15 protein-coding genes are annotated in these 16,447 nt (G+C 59.6%); 2 read left to right on the forward strand and 13 right to left on the reverse strand.

The window, feature by feature from the left end; genetic code table 11:
* Positions 1 to 2: 2 nt before the first annotated feature.
* Positions 3 to 1,049, reverse strand: coding sequence for a glycosyltransferase family 2 protein (locus LB516_RS06415; RefSeq protein WP_224683657.1), 1,047 nt, complete (start codon positions 1,047 to 1,049; stop codon positions 3 to 5).
* A gap of 171 nt (positions 1,050 to 1,220) precedes the next feature.
* Here LB516_RS06415 and LB516_RS06420 point away from each other — a divergent pair, with 171 nt between their 5' ends.
* Positions 1,221 to 2,345, forward strand: a complete 1,125-nt coding sequence (locus LB516_RS06420; RefSeq protein WP_140663280.1) for a glycosyltransferase family 4 protein — start codon at positions 1,221 to 1,223, stop codon at positions 2,343 to 2,345.
* Complete coding sequence (locus tag LB516_RS06425; RefSeq protein WP_224719158.1) at positions 2,342 to 3,457, forward strand: glycosyltransferase; 1,116 nt, start codon at positions 2,342 to 2,344, stop codon at positions 3,455 to 3,457. Before LB516_RS06420 ends, LB516_RS06425 begins: the two co-directional genes overlap by 4 nt.
* 51 nt (positions 3,458 to 3,508) lie before the next feature.
* On the opposite strand, the gene rfbD is transcribed toward LB516_RS06425, so the two are convergent.
* From rfbD to LB516_RS29000, 12 genes are all read right to left on the reverse strand, one after another.
* The gene (rfbD, locus tag LB516_RS06430) at positions 3,509 to 4,408 is read right to left on the reverse strand and encodes a dTDP-4-dehydrorhamnose reductase (protein WP_224719159.1); all 900 of its coding nucleotides are present in this window, start codon (positions 4,406 to 4,408) and stop codon (positions 3,509 to 3,511) included.
* Positions 4,405 to 5,475, reverse strand: a complete 1,071-nt coding sequence (gene rfbB, locus LB516_RS06435) for a dTDP-glucose 4,6-dehydratase (protein ID WP_224719160.1) — start codon at positions 5,473 to 5,475, stop codon at positions 4,405 to 4,407. Before rfbB ends, rfbD begins: the two co-directional genes overlap by 4 nt.
* 25 nt (positions 5,476 to 5,500) lie before the next feature.
* Complete coding sequence (gene rfbC, locus LB516_RS06440; protein ID WP_015318724.1) at positions 5,501 to 6,055, reverse strand: dTDP-4-dehydrorhamnose 3,5-epimerase; 555 nt, start codon at positions 6,053 to 6,055, stop codon at positions 5,501 to 5,503.
* Entirely contained in the window at positions 6,056 to 6,937 is an 882-nt protein-coding gene (rfbA, locus tag LB516_RS06445) for a glucose-1-phosphate thymidylyltransferase RfbA (protein WP_015318725.1), read from the reverse strand.
* Positions 6,938 to 7,005: 68 nt separating this feature from the next.
* Positions 7,006 to 8,415: an O-antigen ligase family protein gene (locus LB516_RS06450; RefSeq protein ID WP_224622166.1), complete on the reverse strand. Its 1,410-nt coding sequence runs from the start codon at positions 8,413 to 8,415 to the stop codon at positions 7,006 to 7,008.
* A complete protein-coding gene (locus LB516_RS06455) occupies positions 8,412 to 9,671 on the reverse strand; it encodes a tetratricopeptide repeat protein (RefSeq protein WP_224622167.1) in 1,260 nt (419 codons plus the stop codon). The genes LB516_RS06450 and LB516_RS06455 overlap by 4 nt, the downstream gene beginning before the upstream one ends.
* Positions 9,559 to 11,934, reverse strand: a complete 2,376-nt coding sequence (locus tag LB516_RS06460; RefSeq protein ID WP_224719161.1) for a GumC family protein — start codon at positions 11,932 to 11,934, stop codon at positions 9,559 to 9,561. The genes LB516_RS06455 and LB516_RS06460 overlap by 113 nt, the downstream gene beginning before the upstream one ends.
* Positions 11,935 to 11,978: 44 nt before the next feature.
* Positions 11,979 to 12,716 carry a polysaccharide biosynthesis/export family protein gene (locus LB516_RS06465; RefSeq protein ID WP_224526015.1) on the reverse strand — a complete coding sequence of 246 codons (738 nt, stop codon included), beginning with the start codon at positions 12,714 to 12,716 and terminating at the stop codon, positions 11,979 to 11,981.
* Positions 12,717 to 12,748: 32 nt separating this feature from the next.
* The gene (locus LB516_RS06470; RefSeq protein ID WP_140618677.1) at positions 12,749 to 13,561 is read right to left on the reverse strand and encodes a tyrosine-protein phosphatase; all 813 of its coding nucleotides are present in this window, start codon (positions 13,559 to 13,561) and stop codon (positions 12,749 to 12,751) included.
* Between the two features lie 125 nt (positions 13,562 to 13,686).
* Positions 13,687 to 14,121 carry a hypothetical protein gene (locus LB516_RS06475; RefSeq protein ID WP_224683664.1) on the reverse strand — a complete coding sequence of 145 codons (435 nt, stop codon included), beginning with the start codon at positions 14,119 to 14,121 and terminating at the stop codon, positions 13,687 to 13,689.
* A 196-nt stretch (positions 14,122 to 14,317) separates the two neighbouring features.
* Positions 14,318 to 14,806 carry a hypothetical protein gene (locus tag LB516_RS06480; RefSeq protein ID WP_224719162.1) on the reverse strand — a complete coding sequence of 163 codons (489 nt, stop codon included), beginning with the start codon at positions 14,804 to 14,806 and terminating at the stop codon, positions 14,318 to 14,320.
* Positions 14,807 to 15,244: 438 nt separating this feature from the next.
* Complete coding sequence (locus LB516_RS29000) at positions 15,245 to 16,372, reverse strand: glycosyltransferase family 4 protein (RefSeq protein ID WP_140717757.1); 1,128 nt, start codon at positions 16,370 to 16,372, stop codon at positions 15,245 to 15,247.
* Positions 16,373 to 16,447: the final 75 nt, after the last annotated feature.

Consider the following 16,447-nt stretch of genomic DNA (forward strand, 5'->3'; position numbering starts at 1 on the left):
TCCTATCCTGCTTTCCTGCTGAAGCGGGCTTCTGCGTAGTTGCCATTCTCTCCCTGCGTGGAACGCTGCGTATAACGAATGTCTTCGAGAAGCTTGCGGTTGGCGGCGATCACGTCGGCCAGAAAGGCGACGAGAAGGGACTGGAAACCCATCGTCATCAGCACGCCCGCCAGGACCACCGACTGAATATGCCCGCTAACCCCTTCGGTCAAATAGAAATAAAGGAAGCGCAGGCCGAGCAAAAAACCAAGGCTGAAGAGGATAGCCGCGATCCAGCCGAAAAACCGAGCCGGCTGGTAAATGACGAAGATACGTATGATCGTGAAGATGGAGCGCTTCAGATAGGAAGGAATGCTCTTCACCAACCTTGACGGCCGCAAATCACCGTTGACTCGGATCGGAACCGAGACCACGCGCATGTTCTTGCGCCCGGCCTGGATGATGGTTTCCAGCGTATAGGTATAGTTGTTGAACACGATCAGGCGCTGGGCCGCGTTTTTCGAGATCGCGCGAAAGCCGCTCGGGGCATCCCGCACATCAGTGCCGCTGGTCACCCGCACGACCCAGCTGCCCAACTTCTGCAGAAGCTTCTTCACCGGGGAGAAGTGCTCTATCTCCGATATCGGCCGCGCGCCCACGACCATATCCGCACGCCCCTCCAGCACCGGCCTGGTGATCGCCGGAATGTCGGCGGCGCGATACTGGTTGTCCGCATCGGTGTTGACAATCACGTCGGCGCCGCGCGCGAGGCAAGCTTCGATGCCGGTCATGAAGGCATAGGCGAGACCGCGGTTGCTGGTATGACGCACAATGTGGTTTACGCCGTTTTCCTCGGCGACCCTCACCGTCTCGTCGCTGCTGCCGTCATCGATGACCAGCCATTCGACGCTGTCAAACCCGGTGACGGTCCGCGGCAGATCACTCAGCGCTGTCGCAAGCGTCTCGGCTTCGTTATAGCAAGGAATCTGGATAATCAGCTTTGGCAGCGGCGTACTCTCGAATTGGATCCTGACACTCCGTGCGTCTACCACCATCGGGCTGAGGCGCAAATGATTTTCCTCGGGAAAACCGTATTTCCCATTTCGAACCACGGAACCTGCGAAATGTATATTAGCGTTGCTTCATAATGATCTGCCGCATGATCATCCCTCGCAGCGTTGTCCTGCTATCGCCGCAAAAATGTCCGGCATTCTTTGCCTAATTCGCTTCCGGAGAGACGATTGAAAATAGGGATCGACGGCAGGAATCTCGGATCAGCCACCGATGGAATTGGCAGGTTCGTGCACAATTCGGTCAAAGCGCTGGTGGCGCTCGGCGCCGATGTGTTTGTCTATGCGCCGAGCAAGATCAATGCGAGTTATGATATTCCGCCTGGCGTTTCCGTCCAGGTCGCCAACTTCAATGGTCCCTACGCGAGGGTGTTCTGGGGACAGGCAGTCCTGCCCTCCTGGGCCTTGCGCGATCGGGTGGATGTCTTGTGGGGGCCGTCCCATCGCCTGCCCTTCATCCTGGACAGGCGCATCGGAAGGGTGGTCACGATTCATGACCTCGTCTGGCTGTACGCCGCACAGACCATGCGGACCCGGACCTGGCTGGGCGACCGCTTGATGATGAAGCCCGCGCTGAAAACCGCTGATGTCGTGGTCGCGGATTCGACAGCAACGGCCGCCGCCTTGACCGCCGAGTTTCCCTGGCTGAAATCGCCGATCAAGACGGTCGCACCCGGCACGACCGCGTTGCCGGCTCCGAGCGATTTTTCGAGTTTGGCGCCCCTCGGCATCACCAAGCCCTACGCGCTTTTCGTCGGCACGCTCGAGCCGCGAAAGAACCTCGGCAACCTGGTTAAGGCCTATGGCCTCCTGCCGCAGAGCGCCCGGTCGCGCTGCGACCTGGTTATCGTCGGCGGCACGGGCTGGAAGCAGACGAGCCTGGCCGGCGACGTGCGCGACAGCGCGCTTGAGACGAATATCAAGTTTACCGGCTTCGTCGATGACGCGACGCTCGCCACGCTCTATGCGAATTGCCTCTTTCTGGCGATGCCATCGCTTTACGAGGGGTTTGGCTTTCCGATCGTCGAGGCACAGTCTTTCGGCAAACCGGTGCTGACGTCGAACACCTCGTCAATGCCTGAAGTGGCGGGAAGCAATGCCGTGCTCGTCGACCCGGAAGATCCTGCGGCAATCGCCGCTGCATTCCACCGCCTCTGTACCGATGTGGAATTCCGGAACGGGATCGCTGCGGATGCGAAGAAAAATGCCGGGCGCTTCACCTGGGAGAACCACGCCAAGGGCATGCTGCAAATTTTTGAGCAGGCCATCGAGCAAAGACGGAAGACCCGCGTTTGAAAGTCCTGCACTTCTTCAAGACCTACTGGCCGGATACGTTTGGCGGCGTGGAGCGGACGATCCATGCCATCGCGCAAAGCACGGCGCGCCACGGCATCGAAACCGAAGTGCTTTCGTTGAGCCGAATCCCTGGCGAGAACACACGGGCTTTCGATGGGCATATGGCCCGCAAGGCCAAACTGGATTTCGAGCTGGCATCGACCGGTTTTTCACGCGAGGTCTTTCGGGAATTCAGAGCGCTCGCCAAAAATGCCGACCTGATACATTACCATTTTCCATGGCCGTTCATGGACATCGTGCATTTTCACGCCCGTCACGGCAAACCGACGGTCGTCACTTACCATTCCGATATCGTCAAACAGAAACTCATCCTGCCTCTTTATCGACCGCTGATGCTGCGCTTCCTGAAGGACGTCGACGCTATCGTCGCGACGTCTCCGGACTATTTGAAATCGAGCCCCGTTCTCAGAGCCTTGGGGGGCAAATCGACGATCATTCCCATCGGCATAGATGAAACGGCTTATCCCACGCCGACCGAAGCCGACAACAGCTGGTGCCAAGCGGCTGTGGCGGAGCCTTTCGTGCTATTCGTCGGCGTCTTGCGCTATTACAAGGGGCTGGACGTGCTGATTGAGGCAGCCGACAGGATCAGGTGCAAGATCGTTATTGCCGGGTCGGGGCCTATCGAGGAGAGCCTCAAGCTTCAGGCCAAGACGTTGCGCCGCAATGTGATGTTTCTTGGCGAGGTCATGGAGCAGCATAAGATGGCGCTCCTGCGCAACTGCCTCGGCTTCGTTTTTCCGTCTAACCAGAGGTCGGAAGCCTACGGGCTTTCACTGGTGGAGGCTGCCATGTGCGGCAAACCGATGATTTCATGCGAAATTGGAACGGGAACAAGTTATGTGAACAAAGCCGGCGAGACGGGGCTAGTCGTTCCGCCTTCAAATCCAGCACGCCTGGCCGAAGCCATCAACCAGATCGTCGATTCGCCCGTCGAAGCAGCGAATTGGGGGCAAGCTGCCCGTGATCGCTACATCAGGCTCTTTACAGCCGACAGGATGGGAAAGGCTTATGCCGATCTCTACCGCCAGCTCGATAGTCGCCGCCGCTGAACGGCTTTGCGCCGCGACAACCAGTGAATCCTTCCACCGGCCGCTGCTTGGTCATGCATAGGGACCATTGGAGCCCCCGCTTACGAGACGATGGACCACTTCTCGGGCCGACTTCTGCCAGTCCGGCGCCGTCCATCCGAATGACGCGCCGAATTTCGCGCTCGATAGCCGAGAGTTGGCGGGGCGGCGCGCCTTGGTTGGGTAGTCCATCGTCGTGATATCCCCTACCCGCGCCCAGGGACCACCAAACTTCAGGCTTGTGTCGAGGATATGACGGGCAAAGCCGCTCCAGTTGGTCTCGCCCGTGCCGGCCAGATGACAGGTGCCGAACACGGCGAAGTCGCCATGCAGCATGGTGGCCGCATGCAGGATCGCGTCGGCGACATCAAGCGCGGATGTGGGATTTCCCCACTGATCTGATACCACCGAAATCTCATCGCGGTCGGCGGCGAGCCGCAGCATGGTTTTCACGAAATTCTTGCCAAACGGACTGTAGACCCAGGCGGTGCGCAGGATCAGGTGGCGCGGATTGGCTGATGCCACCGCCTGCTCGCCGGCTAGCTTGGAGGCGCCGTAGACACCGAGCGGCGCCGTCGGGTCGGTTTCGATATAGGCATCGGCCTTGGTTCCATCGAAGACATAGTCGGTCGAAAGATGGATGACCGGCACGCCCAGCCTCGCCGCGGCCTCCGCCACCTTGCCGGCACCGGTCGCGTTGACCGCAAAGGCCAGATCGGGCTCGTCCTCGGCCTGGTCGACGGCGGTGTAGGCGGCAGCGGATACGACGATATCAGGCTTGGCACCCGCGATGGCGTCGATGATGGTGTCGGGCCGTGCCAGGTCAAGCTCCGGGCGACCGATGGCGACGACCTCCACGCCCGCGCGCGCCTGGCCGGCCGCGAGCAGGCTTGCCGCGACCTGGCCGTCGCGTCCGGTGACAAGCAGCCTCACGCGCCCACCTTGCGGGCTTCGCCCAGTCTTTCGCCGGCATAGCGCTGTTCGCGGATCGGCCCCCACCACCATTCGTTGTCGAGGAACCAGTCCACGGTCCTGGCAAGGCCGCTGTCGAAATTCTCCCTGGGCGTCCAGCCGAGCTCGCGGCTTATCTTGGTGGCGTCGATGGCGTAGCGGCGGTCGTGGCCGGGACGGTCGGTGACGAAGGAGATCAGCTCGCGATAGCGCCTGCCGCCGGCGCGCGGACGCCTGGTGTCGAGCAGGTCGCAGATCGTCTCGACGACGGCAAGGTTGGTGCGTTCCGAATTGCCGCCGACATTGTAGCTCTCGCCCGGCTGCCCTTTCGTGGCGACGAGTTCCAGGGCGCGCGCGTGATCCTCGACGAACAGCCAGTCGCGCACATTGGCGCCGGCGCCATAGACCGGCAGCGGCTTTTCGTCGAGCGCGTTGAGGATGACGAGCGGGATCAGCTTCTCGGGAAAATGATAGGGGCCGTAATTGTTCGAACAGTTGGAAAGCACGACCGGCAGGCCGTAGGTCTCGTGCCAGGCGCGCACCAGATGGTCCGAGGCCGCCTTCGAGGCGGAATAGGGCGAGGACGGCGCGTAGGGCGTCTCCTCGACGAACATGCCGCTGTCGAAAGGCAGGTCGCCGAACACCTCGTCGGTGGAGACGTGATGGAAGCGGAAGCGGCTTTTCCTGTCGTCGGACAGGCCACGCCAGTATTCCAGCGCGGCGTTGAGGATCTTGTAGGTGCCGACGATGTTGGTCTCGATGAAGGCGCCCGGTCCGTCGATCGAGCGGTCGACATGGCTTTCGGCGGCCAGGTTCATGACGATGTCGATATCGTGCCGGCGTAGAAGGTCGAGCACCGCCCTCTCGTCGCAGATATCGGCCTGGGCGAAGCTGTAATTATCGGCGTTCTCGATCGGCCGCAGCGACGCCAGATTACCCGCATAGGTCAGCTTGTCGAGATTGGTGACCCGGTAGGCCGGGTTGGCGCACAAATGCCGGCACACCGCCGAGCCGATGAAGCCGGCACCGCCCGTCACCAGAAAATTCATACCGCAGTCCTCACGCAAACACCCATCAGGCGAATACCTCGGCGACGGCGAGCAGCGGCGCCTTGAGGTCCTTGTCCGAAAGCTGGAAGCCGCCGGCCAGCGACGGCCACTCGATATCGATGGCAGGATCGTCGAAACGGATCGACCGGTCGTGCTCGGGCGAATAGGTGTCGGTCACCTTGTACAGCACCTCGGTGTCGGGCACGAGCGTGACGAAGCCGTGCGCGAAGCCCCTGGGCACCAGGATCTGGTTGCCTTTTTGCGCCGACACTTCGAGGGGGACCCATTTTCCGAAGGTCTTCGAGGCGCGGCGGATGTCGACGGCGACATCGAGAATGCTGCCGCGGATCACCCGCAGCAGCTTGTCCTGGGCACGCGGCGCTAGCTGGTAATGGAGCCCGCGCAGCACGCCCGCGGCGGCGGAATAGGAGTGGTTGTCCTGCACGAAAACCAGGTCGATGCCGGCCTGCGAAAAACGCTCGGCATTGTAGGTTTCCATGAAGAAACCGCGCGCGTCCCCATGGCGTTTGGGAATGATTTCCAGCAGACCTTCGATGCCAAGGGATCTCACCTCGAGCATTTAGCCCTCCGACAGCTCGACGACACGTCGGCGTAGATAGGCGGCGTATTCGTTCCTTCCCAGGCGAGCTGCACGCTGCAACACCTCGTCAGCGCTCAGCCACCCTTGTTCGAAGGCGATTTCCTCCGGACAGGCAACCTTGATGCCTTGGCGGCGTTCGATTGTGCGCACGAACGAAGAAGCGTCATCCAGGCTGTCATGGGTGCCTGTGTCGAGCCAGGCATAACCGCGTCCCAGCCGATGCACCTGCAACTGGCCACGCTCGAGATAGGCATTGTTGACCGCCGTGATTTCGAGCTCGCCTCTCGCCGAGGGCCGGATCGTCGAGGCGATTTCAACAACATCGTTGTCGTAGAAATAGAGACCCGTGACGGCCCAGTTGGACTTCGGCTTTTGTGGCTTTTCCTCGATCGTCAGCGCGGTTCCGGTCGCCTTGTCGAAAGACACCACGCCATAGCGCTCGGGATCCTCGACATGATAGGCGAACACCGAAGCGCCGCTTTCACGCGATGCCGCCGTGCGGCAAAGCTTCGACAACCCATCGCCAAAATAAATGTTGTCGCCCAGGATCATCGATACGCTATCCGCACCAATGAAATCACGGCCGATGATGAAGGCTTCCGCCAGACCATTGGGATGCGGCTGCTCGGCATAGGTCAGCTCAAGCCCAAATTCCGATCCGTTGCCTAGCAGATCGCGGAAAACCGGCAGATCCCGTGGCGTGGAAATGACCAAAATCTCGCGGATTCCGGCGAGCATCAAAACGCTCAGCGGATAATAGATCATGGGCTTGTCGTATATTGGGAGTATTTGCTTAGAGACTGCCAAGGTCAACGGATAAAGACGCGTTCCGCTGCCTCCAGCAAGGATGATTCCTTTCAAGAAGCTCTCCTTGCCATGCCTAAGTCCCTCCCCTCAGGGCCTGTGCTTAGGTTTCATGCATTGGCTTGTCAATCGCGGCAAGCAACAAACGCATCGGCTGGGTTCGATACCGGTCTACCGGCGCCTCCCGCTTCGGCCGAACCTGGCAAGGCCGATGCCTTGGCCGGGACAAGCAGATTGTCCTCGTCACGGCGGCTGGCCTTGCCCGGTTCATCCCTCTGGTCGAGCCGATCGGCAAAACCGCGGTGAAAGACAATACCGTTCAAACAGGCAAATGTCATCGCAAGGGCGGCGGTTCGCAAGGGATAATCGACGAGGGAATGAACGAGCAGAAAAGCCAGCGACAGAAAGGCCGCCTTCTGCAACGGTTCTCCGCGAATTCTAGCTGACGATGCGGACAGCAGCACCGCATAGGCAACCATCAGCAGGATAGCCGGCAAACCGCCCTCCAACGCCAATTCCAGATAATCGTTGTGCGCGTGATTGACATAAGACTTGAAGATCATGCTGCCTTTTTCATGGATCTGGTAAACCTTCTGAAAAGCACCAAATCCGACACCGGTGGTCCAATTCTGTTCAATTCCCTCAATCGTGGTCCGTGCGAATTCGGCTCGTCCAAAGGCCGGGTCGACCACTTTGGCATCGATCTTTGCCCACGCGCCGATCGTGTAGATCGAAAGACCGATGAAAACCGCGAGGATGCCATAACCACCAACCCTCGAGCGCGCGGACAGGAAGACAACGGAGATGGCGGTGATCGCCAGCCCGATCAAAATGCCGGCCCGCGAACCGGCGGCCAGAAGCAGCAGCTGGAGGGTTACCAGACCGAGCGCTCCTGAAAGAAGGTGGCCGCGGAACAAGCCATAATATACCACGAAGGGGATCGAGACGAAGAGCAAGGCCGAGAAGTGGTTCTGGTTGGCAAAGAGACCCGCATTGATGGTAAACGGCAGCAGTCCCTCGATGGCGACGGTATCGGAGAGCGAATACTGGATCGCCGCCGCCAGGCCATTGCAGATCACCCCCATGAAAAAGAACGGCAGAAGACCGTGGACCTGCTCAGCGCGCAGGCGCAGGACGGCGAGGAAGAACGCCGCGGCCGCGACAAAATAGAGCATGCACTCGATGGTGCGCCCCACTCCGACGCTGACGAAGCGCAACCGGCTTTCGCCATCCAGCCATGGATCCGCAAGCAGCACCGCGGGCCGTACCCCCTCGAGCAGGGTCGCGGGCAGCGGCACGACCTGAAAACAGAACACCGCAACCACAAGAGCAAGCAACCACAACACGGCGCGGGGAATTGCCTGTTCCGACGGCCTCGAGAGGATCGCCGCGGCGGAGATGACCGCCGCAATCTCGATCAGCGTCTCGGTGTACAGACCGCTCGCGGTGCCGCCACCAATCAGCATCGATAGAAAGAGCACCGAGCCAAGAAGATATTTATCCCACTGCGTGGGCTGTCGCGACCGTTCTCTCACGACGATACACTTTCGATGCTCAATTTGTGCATGACCAACGTCCCGACATACCGAAATCGCCAACTCTGTGCGATCGCGGCCGTTTCCAGTCTCAGCAACTGCATCGGGCACGCCGCCGGCCCAACCGTGAAGTCCAGGCTCAGGCTTCGCCTGTTGAAGGTGCCTTCCGGTATGTTGAAGCGCGCGATCTCGTGTGAGGGAGCGACGCATCTGAGAGACCAGAACAATTCCTTCGGCAGTTTGAGATTCGTGGCCGAAGCGTTCAGGGAAATCCTGTAGGAGCCAGGAGGAAGTTCGATAAATTGCTGAAGCGCCGCGTTCTTGACGGGCGTGTTCAGAAATCGAATCGTCGCTCCTCTGTCGCTTTCACCTGCATCCCGCGATCCGGCGAAGGTGATCTCCATACCCGACCGGTCGTGTATCACCCAGTCGAATGGTTTGCCGCTGTGGACCGGTTCGAAGCCGCCGTTGAAAATGTAGCCGCCCAGTTTCCGTTCCTCGTCGGACAGGCTGAAGAGAAACAGCCGATAGGCCGGGTCATATTGCCTTTGCTTGATGTAGCCATCGATCACGGCCGACAATTCGTTGGACGTTGGAGACGTCGGGGACCCCGCGAGATCGAGCAACAGTTGGTTTGCGGCTGCCAAACCCTGGGGGTTCTGGCCAAGGGTCGAAAAAAGCTTGCCCCGCCATGGCGCCTCCGCCCGGATGGCGGCGAGCACGGCCCCGTACCCTTCGGGATTGGCGAGAATGGCCGGCCAACCGGCGGCCACGGTTGAAAATTGATCAGGCCACCGACGCAGCAAGATATCGATCTCGGCTACAGCCCTTACCAGGTTGCCCGTCTCGACGGAGCGATCGATGGATCTCCGCAATGCGTGTATTTCGGTCTTGGACAGCATTCGAGCCCGATCAAAGAGTTCGAACGCCTGGTCCTTCTCGCCCTGGCGATACTTGATCTCACCGATCAGGCTATAGAGGCGTGCATCCGCGACGTTGAAGCGAAGCGCATTCCGGGCCTTTGCGGCCAACCCGTCGAGATCGGCACCGTCGTTCGTCTGGTTCAGTTCGCCGGCGATCTCGCCTATCAAAGCATCTACGTTCAACGGATCCAGCGCGAGAGAGACGCTTGGCGTTCCCGTCTCAAGAAGACGACTTAGCCCGGTCGACGAAGCCATCAACACCAGAACGGAGGCGACGAACCAAACGCCTGAACGCAGGAGACTTTGCATGCGCGGGCTGGCCTGCTCCACCATCGACTTTGCCCTCGATTTTCGGGATATTCGTGCCGTATTCGTAATACTGGGAATTCATGTATTTGTAGGCGTAGTTGTAGTCGAACTTGTTCACCTGGAATTTCGACATCGCTGCCCCGATGACATTCGCTCCGGCTGCTCGTAGACGCTTCAGAGCCGTTTTGGCGGATTTGCGGGTTACCTGGTTGGTGGAAATCACCATCAGCGTGCCTTCGGCAAGCCGGCCGAGGATCGGCGCATCCGAAAGGCCAACGACGGGCGGCGCATCTATGATGACCAGATCGAAGCGCTTGCCGAGATTGGTGATGATCAGCGCCATTTTGGGCGAAGAGAGCAGGTCCGCCGGGTTCGGCGGTATCGTCCCCGACGTCAGAACAGTCACATTGGGATATTTCGTCGCTCTGAAGATACCGGCCAGATCTTCCTTGCGAACGGTGTTTGTCAGGAGATTGCTCAAGCCGATCGCGTTGTCGAGGCCGAACAGCCGATGCAGATTGGGTTTGCGCAAATCACCGTCGACAAGCAGAACCTTTGCGCCGAGAGCGGCAAAATCCTGGCCAAGCTTGAACGATGTGGTCGATTTACCCTCCGACGGTTCGGAGCTGGTCACCAGCAGCGAACGCGGCGCCCCTTCCGCTCCTGAGAATTGCAGCGACGTCCGCAACGAACGATAGGCCTCCGAAAGCCCCGACTTCTGATCGGCTATGCTGGCTATGAGTTCCCGGTCATCGACGAGCGGCAAGATGCCGAGCATGGCCAATCCGAGTTCTTTTTCGATCTGCTCCGGATTTGTGAAGGTGTTGTTGAGCAATTCGACGATGTAGATGATCGACGCACTCAAGGCCATGAACAGCGCCAGGGCTATTGCAAGATTGATGCTGAGGCGAGGAGAATAAGGGCTCAAGGGCCGGGTCGCGAAATCGACAACGGCAGCGCTTTGCGTCTTGAGCTCAGAACTCACGCCGACTTCGTTCAGCTTGGCGATCAGGCCGTCATACTGCGACCGGTTGGAATCGACCTCGCGCTTGAGGATGGTGTATTTGATGTTCTTGTCGTTGAAGACGATCTGCTGCTTTTCCAGCTCCGTGAGCTTGGCCTTGAGGTCGGCTTCCTTGTTCTGCGCTTCCTGAAATTTCAACCGTAGCGAGTCGGTTATCGCCAGCACGCCATTGTTGTAGAGCCGCTGCAGTTCCTTGATCTGCGACTGCAACTGCTGCATTTCTGGAAAGCCAGGTTTCAGGATGCCTAATTTCTGCTGGTATTGGCTTGTGAGGTCCGCGAGCTTTTCACTGAGCTTCTGCAGGCCTTCGCTCTCCAGAACCGGACCGAGACTGGCGCCACGCCCCTTGTCCACCTGATCCACCATCCGCCCGGCATCGAGACGCTCCTGGATTGCGGTCGCGAGTGCCGTGTTGAGGGCCTCGATGTTTGACCCGATCAGCGATTTGTCGCCGGTGACGGTAATGCCGGCATCCTTGGCATAGGCGACCAGTTCCTCCTCGGACTTCTGCAGCTTCTGTTTGACCTGCAGGACCTGCTCCTGAATGAACTGCCTTGCCAGATCCGACGTCTCGCTGGTCTGGTCGAGACGTTGATCGATGAAGCTCTGGGCGACCTGATTGGCGACATCGCTCGCATATTTCGGCTTCTGGTCGACGAAGGTGATCGACAGCAGGCTGGTGTTCGTCACCAGATTGACCGTGAGGTCATCGAGGACGCGCTTGATCGCCATGCCTTCCCGCTCTTCGGGCGTCTTTTCCTGGATCGAGAGCGATTTGGAAATTCCGAAGGCGCGGTAGAAGATGTTGCCGATTGAAAAACTCGGAGTCGGAAACAGGAAGTCCGGCTTTTCGGCTAGGCCCAGTTGAAAGACCACGCGCTGCGCCAAGGCCCTGCTCTTCAATTTCTCCCGGGCGGTCAGAAACGCCCGGACGTCACTGTTTTCGGAAACCACCTCAATGTCCTGGAAGACCTTTGCCGAAGGGACCAGAACCTCCAGCTGCGTCGTCGCTTGATATTTGGGTGTCTGCATCATCGTCACAATGACACCGGCGACGAGGCCCGCCACGGCCATCATGACGATCAGCCAGCGATACTGGATGACATAGAACAGCAAACGGAGCGGATTGAAGCCCTCGTCCTGGGCGGCATAGTCACGACCATACGGGCTATAATTCTGCGCCCCATCGTAATAAAGATCCGCGGACAGGGCTTGGCCATATCCGGGGCCGGCAATTTGGGGCTGCCTGTTGCGATCGAGCATGGCGCAAAGTCATCCTGGTTTGTCCGTGGCCGGCCGTGCCTGTCTTATGGAATGACCGCAATGCGGGCCGCGCTCGAGGCGAGACCCAACGCGTCCTTGAGATTGTTCATCGCGATTTTCGACTTCGAAGCGAAAACGACGATCACGTCGCCGCCGTAGATGCGCGGGTTGCGATTCTTGCCTGCGCGAATTTCCTCGACATTGTAGTTGGCGACCAGCCTGCTCTGGCCAAAATTGCGATAGACGAAGACCTTGCCGGCGTCGCCGACAGCATTGAATCCTCCGGCGAGTGCGATCGCATCCAGCAGGGAAGCGCTGCTGGACACCGGATAGATGCCTGCCCTGTTGACTTCGCCGTCGACCGTAATGCGCTGGCCTACCGATTCCTTCACGAAAATCGTCACGTCGGGCGATTGCAGATATTTTGCGCCGTACGCGGTCTCGATTTCCTTCTCGAGCTGACGAACGGTCTTGCCGGCCGCGGTCATCGCGCCAATGAGCGGAAGGGAAATCTGGCCGCTGGCATCGACCTGAACGGTCCTGTTCAAATTATCGACCTGGAAGACGCTGACTTCGAGCACGTCGTTGGCTGACAGCGGCTGCTCGCTGCCATTTTGCGTGTTTTGCGGCGCTGGCAGGTCTTTCACCACCTGCAGCGCACCACCGCCGGCAAGGGCCGTCGAAGACGATGTCGGTTGCAACGCTTCGACGGAGGCCGTCGATGATGTCGAAGAAGAGCTCGCGCAAGCAGAGAGTGCAAGCAACGCGGCCAGCGTCGGCATACCTGCATTGTTTCTGGCAAGATCGAAAATGTTCATCCCAGAGACCCGCTCTTGAACAGCCGACCCAATCCGCCGAAACGGCTCGCGCTGCCGGCATACAATTTCTTGGTGCTCACTTTTCCAATGGGCGCGAGCAGCTGATTCTGCAATATCGCGCCCGGGCGTTTCACCGCCATATTGTAGGCTTCATCTTCGCCGCACCGATTTGCGATGGCGACCACCGCCTGGGAAAGCCCCGGCCGACGCCTCGACGGGCCGTGCGCATCGGATGCGATGATGTCCACCCTGCCTTCGTCGAGCAGCTTTTCCGAGTAGTAGAGAGCGGTCCGGCCAAAGGCTCCTACGACCGAATCCGCCGTGAGCTGGATAAGGCAGCCCAATGCGTTCAATCGCTCGACTACGTCATAGTTCGATTTGATCCAGGTCAACCGTTCAGGATGGGTCAGGATCGGAATATAGCCCGCGCCAACGAGGCGGGAAGCGAGATCCTCGAGCCGCGGCGGCAAGATGTGATGCGGTGGCTCAAAGAGGAAATAGCGCGATCCGTTCAACGTCGGCACTTTGCCGAGCTTCAGCCGGTCGGGAAGATCAGGCGAAACATGAACGTCGGCGCCGACGTAGAGGACAAGCGGGATGCTGGCGCAAGCAAGTTCCCTGACCAGCGCCTCGACTGCCTGGGCAATATTTGTCGTGCCGTTCTCATAGACGCCGGGCATGACGTGCGGGGTGCACACCATATGCGTTGTCCCATCAGCCGCTGCCAGCCGCGCCATTTCGAGCGATTCAGCCAGACTGGAAGAGCCATCGTCGAGACCAGGCAGAATATGGGAATGCAGGTCAATCATTGGCGTTTCTGTCTGCATGGAGGCAAAGCGACGCCGCTGCCTCGACAAAATACAAACGCGTCACCCGCATGGCGGCGAATGACGCATTTCACAAGCTTACGCAGAACAGGAACGCTGGGGACCGACTAGCGGCTGACGGCGTCATCGTCATCCTGCAGGCCGAGAAGAAGGGCCGCGCCACCGCCAATCGCACCGGCACCGAGGAGAACCGGCAAAACGCCGGGCTCGGAACCGGCCGGCACGACAGCGGCTTGCGGTGCATCGAACGACACGCACATACCGCCCTCGGCAGGGTCGATCTGGACGGTCACATTCGCCGGAACGTTGAACGCGCAATTGGTGCCCACAACCAGGGAAGCCGAAGCCTGCGCCCCCGTCATGATGCGTGCGCCCGAATAGACCGGCGCCTCGCCATTCACACCGGTATAACCGCCAGCCTGTGACATCCGCACGTCACCCTGGACGTTGGTCAACTGGCCGACCACACTTCCCGAAACCGGTATGGCCGCAAGGCAGGAACACTGCGCTGCCTGTGCGAAAGCCGCGGACCCGGCAAACAAAACATTTCCCGCTGCGAGCGCTACAAAAGCAATAACAACTCCAACTCGACCCGTCATTTCCGCCCCATCGAAACCAGCTATTCCCCGCCAGGATCGCCCACACTATTTCAACAACTACTAATGCAATATAGTTAACGAACCCATCTAAAGACACTATCGGCGCGCCGCGGCCAATCACGGCAATGGGCCACAGCCTTCAACGGCTGACAGCGCTGTCGTCGTCCTGCGTAGCCGCAAGCACGCCGGTCGCAAGAAGCGCACCAGAAAAAATTCCCTCGGGCGGACCGAAACCGCCGACCGCTCCGCCAGACTGCTGGATGGCGGCGGTCTGCTCGGAGCCAACCAGCTTGAGGCAGATGTTGCCCTCGACGCGAGAGACATCCAGGCTCGAACTCGCCGGCACATCCAGGTTGCAGCCGCCAACGGCCACGGACGCCGACCCCTTGGCGCCGACCACCACACGACTGCCGGAATCAAGCATATTTCCTGCCTTGGCCGGGCCGTAGCCGGCGGCCTGCGACACCATCACATCGCCATTGACGGAAACAATGGATCCAACCGGATTTGACGCACCATGATAGGCAGTCGCGCAACTGCAAGATGCTTTCTGAGCAAATGCGGGAGCGGAACCGAAACCGACGGAAACAACAAATCCAACCACCACGGTTCTGACGATGAGATTCATTCGTTTTGCCCTTCTCTCGAAGCCGCTCCTTGGAATTTGCCAAATCAAAAGTTCATGACATCAGCGCGTAACAGTTTTTTGCCATAATTCCAACCTGTTTCGCGCCGGCGCTAGAATTTTGACTTGCCTCGTGCCTTTGGGAGCTCACCATTTTAGCAATAGCGCATGAAAAGTTCTGATTATCGCCGGCGAATTTCAGATTACCCGAAAAACAATTGAGATATCCTTTGCCCCGTGACTGCGCGCGAGCGCTCCTGATCAGACTTGGCGAACGGGAAGGTGGTTCACCATCACCGATGCAGCCACGGCAGCTTGCGCCGGGTCGGACAATTGTGGACTGGCAGCGGCTCATGAAGCCCCGGCGATCGGCCGCTAAGACGGAAATAGATCCGGTGTCAGCCGGCTCACGGCCGAGAAGCGGAAGGCGATGGCCGCTCATCACGTGGCGGCAGCCGTAAGCTTCTCTATCTGATGCATGTAGCTCTCGACGACGATCGTTTCCGAAAACTGCCGTTCAACCTTTTTCCGGCTCTCGTTCCCCATCGCGTCCCTGGAGTGGCCGTCCATCGTCACGAAATCGATCATCCGTGCCGACAGGTCGCTGGCATCCCTGACCTTGCAAAGGAAACCGTTGACGGCATGGTCCACCACCTCCTTGCAACCGGGCACGTCCGTGGCGATCAGAGGTTTGCCCATCGCGGCCGCCTCGAGCAGTGAGCGTGGGGTACCCTCCCTGTAGGAAGGCAGGACGACACAATCGGCAGCGTCCAGGAAAGGGCGAACGTCGTCGGTGGCACCGAGATACTCGACCAAACCCTCGTCGACCCATTGCTCGATTTCGGCGCGGCTGACCGCGGTTCGGTTCTCGACATCGAGAAAGCCAAGGAGTTGGAAGCGCACCGCAGGCGCTTGGCGACGGACGAGGCGGGCAGCCTCGATGAACTCACCGACACCCTTGTCCCATAGCAGCCTAGCCACCAGCAGAAATACGATGGCACCGGACGGCGCGCGCTGGCGCGGCGACGGCGAGAAGCGCGCGAGATCGACGCCTGAGCCGGGCAGCAGCGCGGTCCGTTCCTTGCGCACGATGCGCGCGCCGACGAACAGCATCCGGTCGTCGTCGTTCTGAAAGAAGACCACCTTCGAACGAGCCAGCGCCAGGCGATAAAGGGCTTTGGCGATTCCCTGGAGAAGGCCGCCCTGGAGGAAGACAGTGCCGAGCCCTGAAACATTGTTTATGACCGGAATGCCATTCAGGTTTGCAGCCATCGAGCCGAACACGTTGGGCTTGATGGTGAAGCCTACGAACGCCAGCGGCTTCTCGCGGCGCAGGATAAGCCAGTAGCGCCACAGAAGCGCAAGGTCGCGAACAGGCGAGGTGCCGGAATTGTCGATTTCGATGTCGACGTGGCGGCAACCCATCCCTGGGATCAAGGATGAATACTCGTCCCTCGGCGCGACGACGACGACATCATAGCCGCGCCGCCGCAACGCCTCGATCAGGCCCTTGCGGAAATTGACCACATTCCAGGACGTGTTGATCGAGATGACAATCTTCCTTCCCACCTCGGGCCCCACTCCCCGCCCCTCCGGATGTCCTTCAGCTCATCGACGCGCGCGTCCGCCCGGTTCCAGTCCCAA

Source organism: Mesorhizobium sp. CO1-1-7 (assembly GCF_020164885.1).
In the GTDB taxonomy this organism is placed as follows: domain Bacteria; phylum Pseudomonadota; class Alphaproteobacteria; order Rhizobiales; family Rhizobiaceae; genus Mesorhizobium; species Mesorhizobium australicum.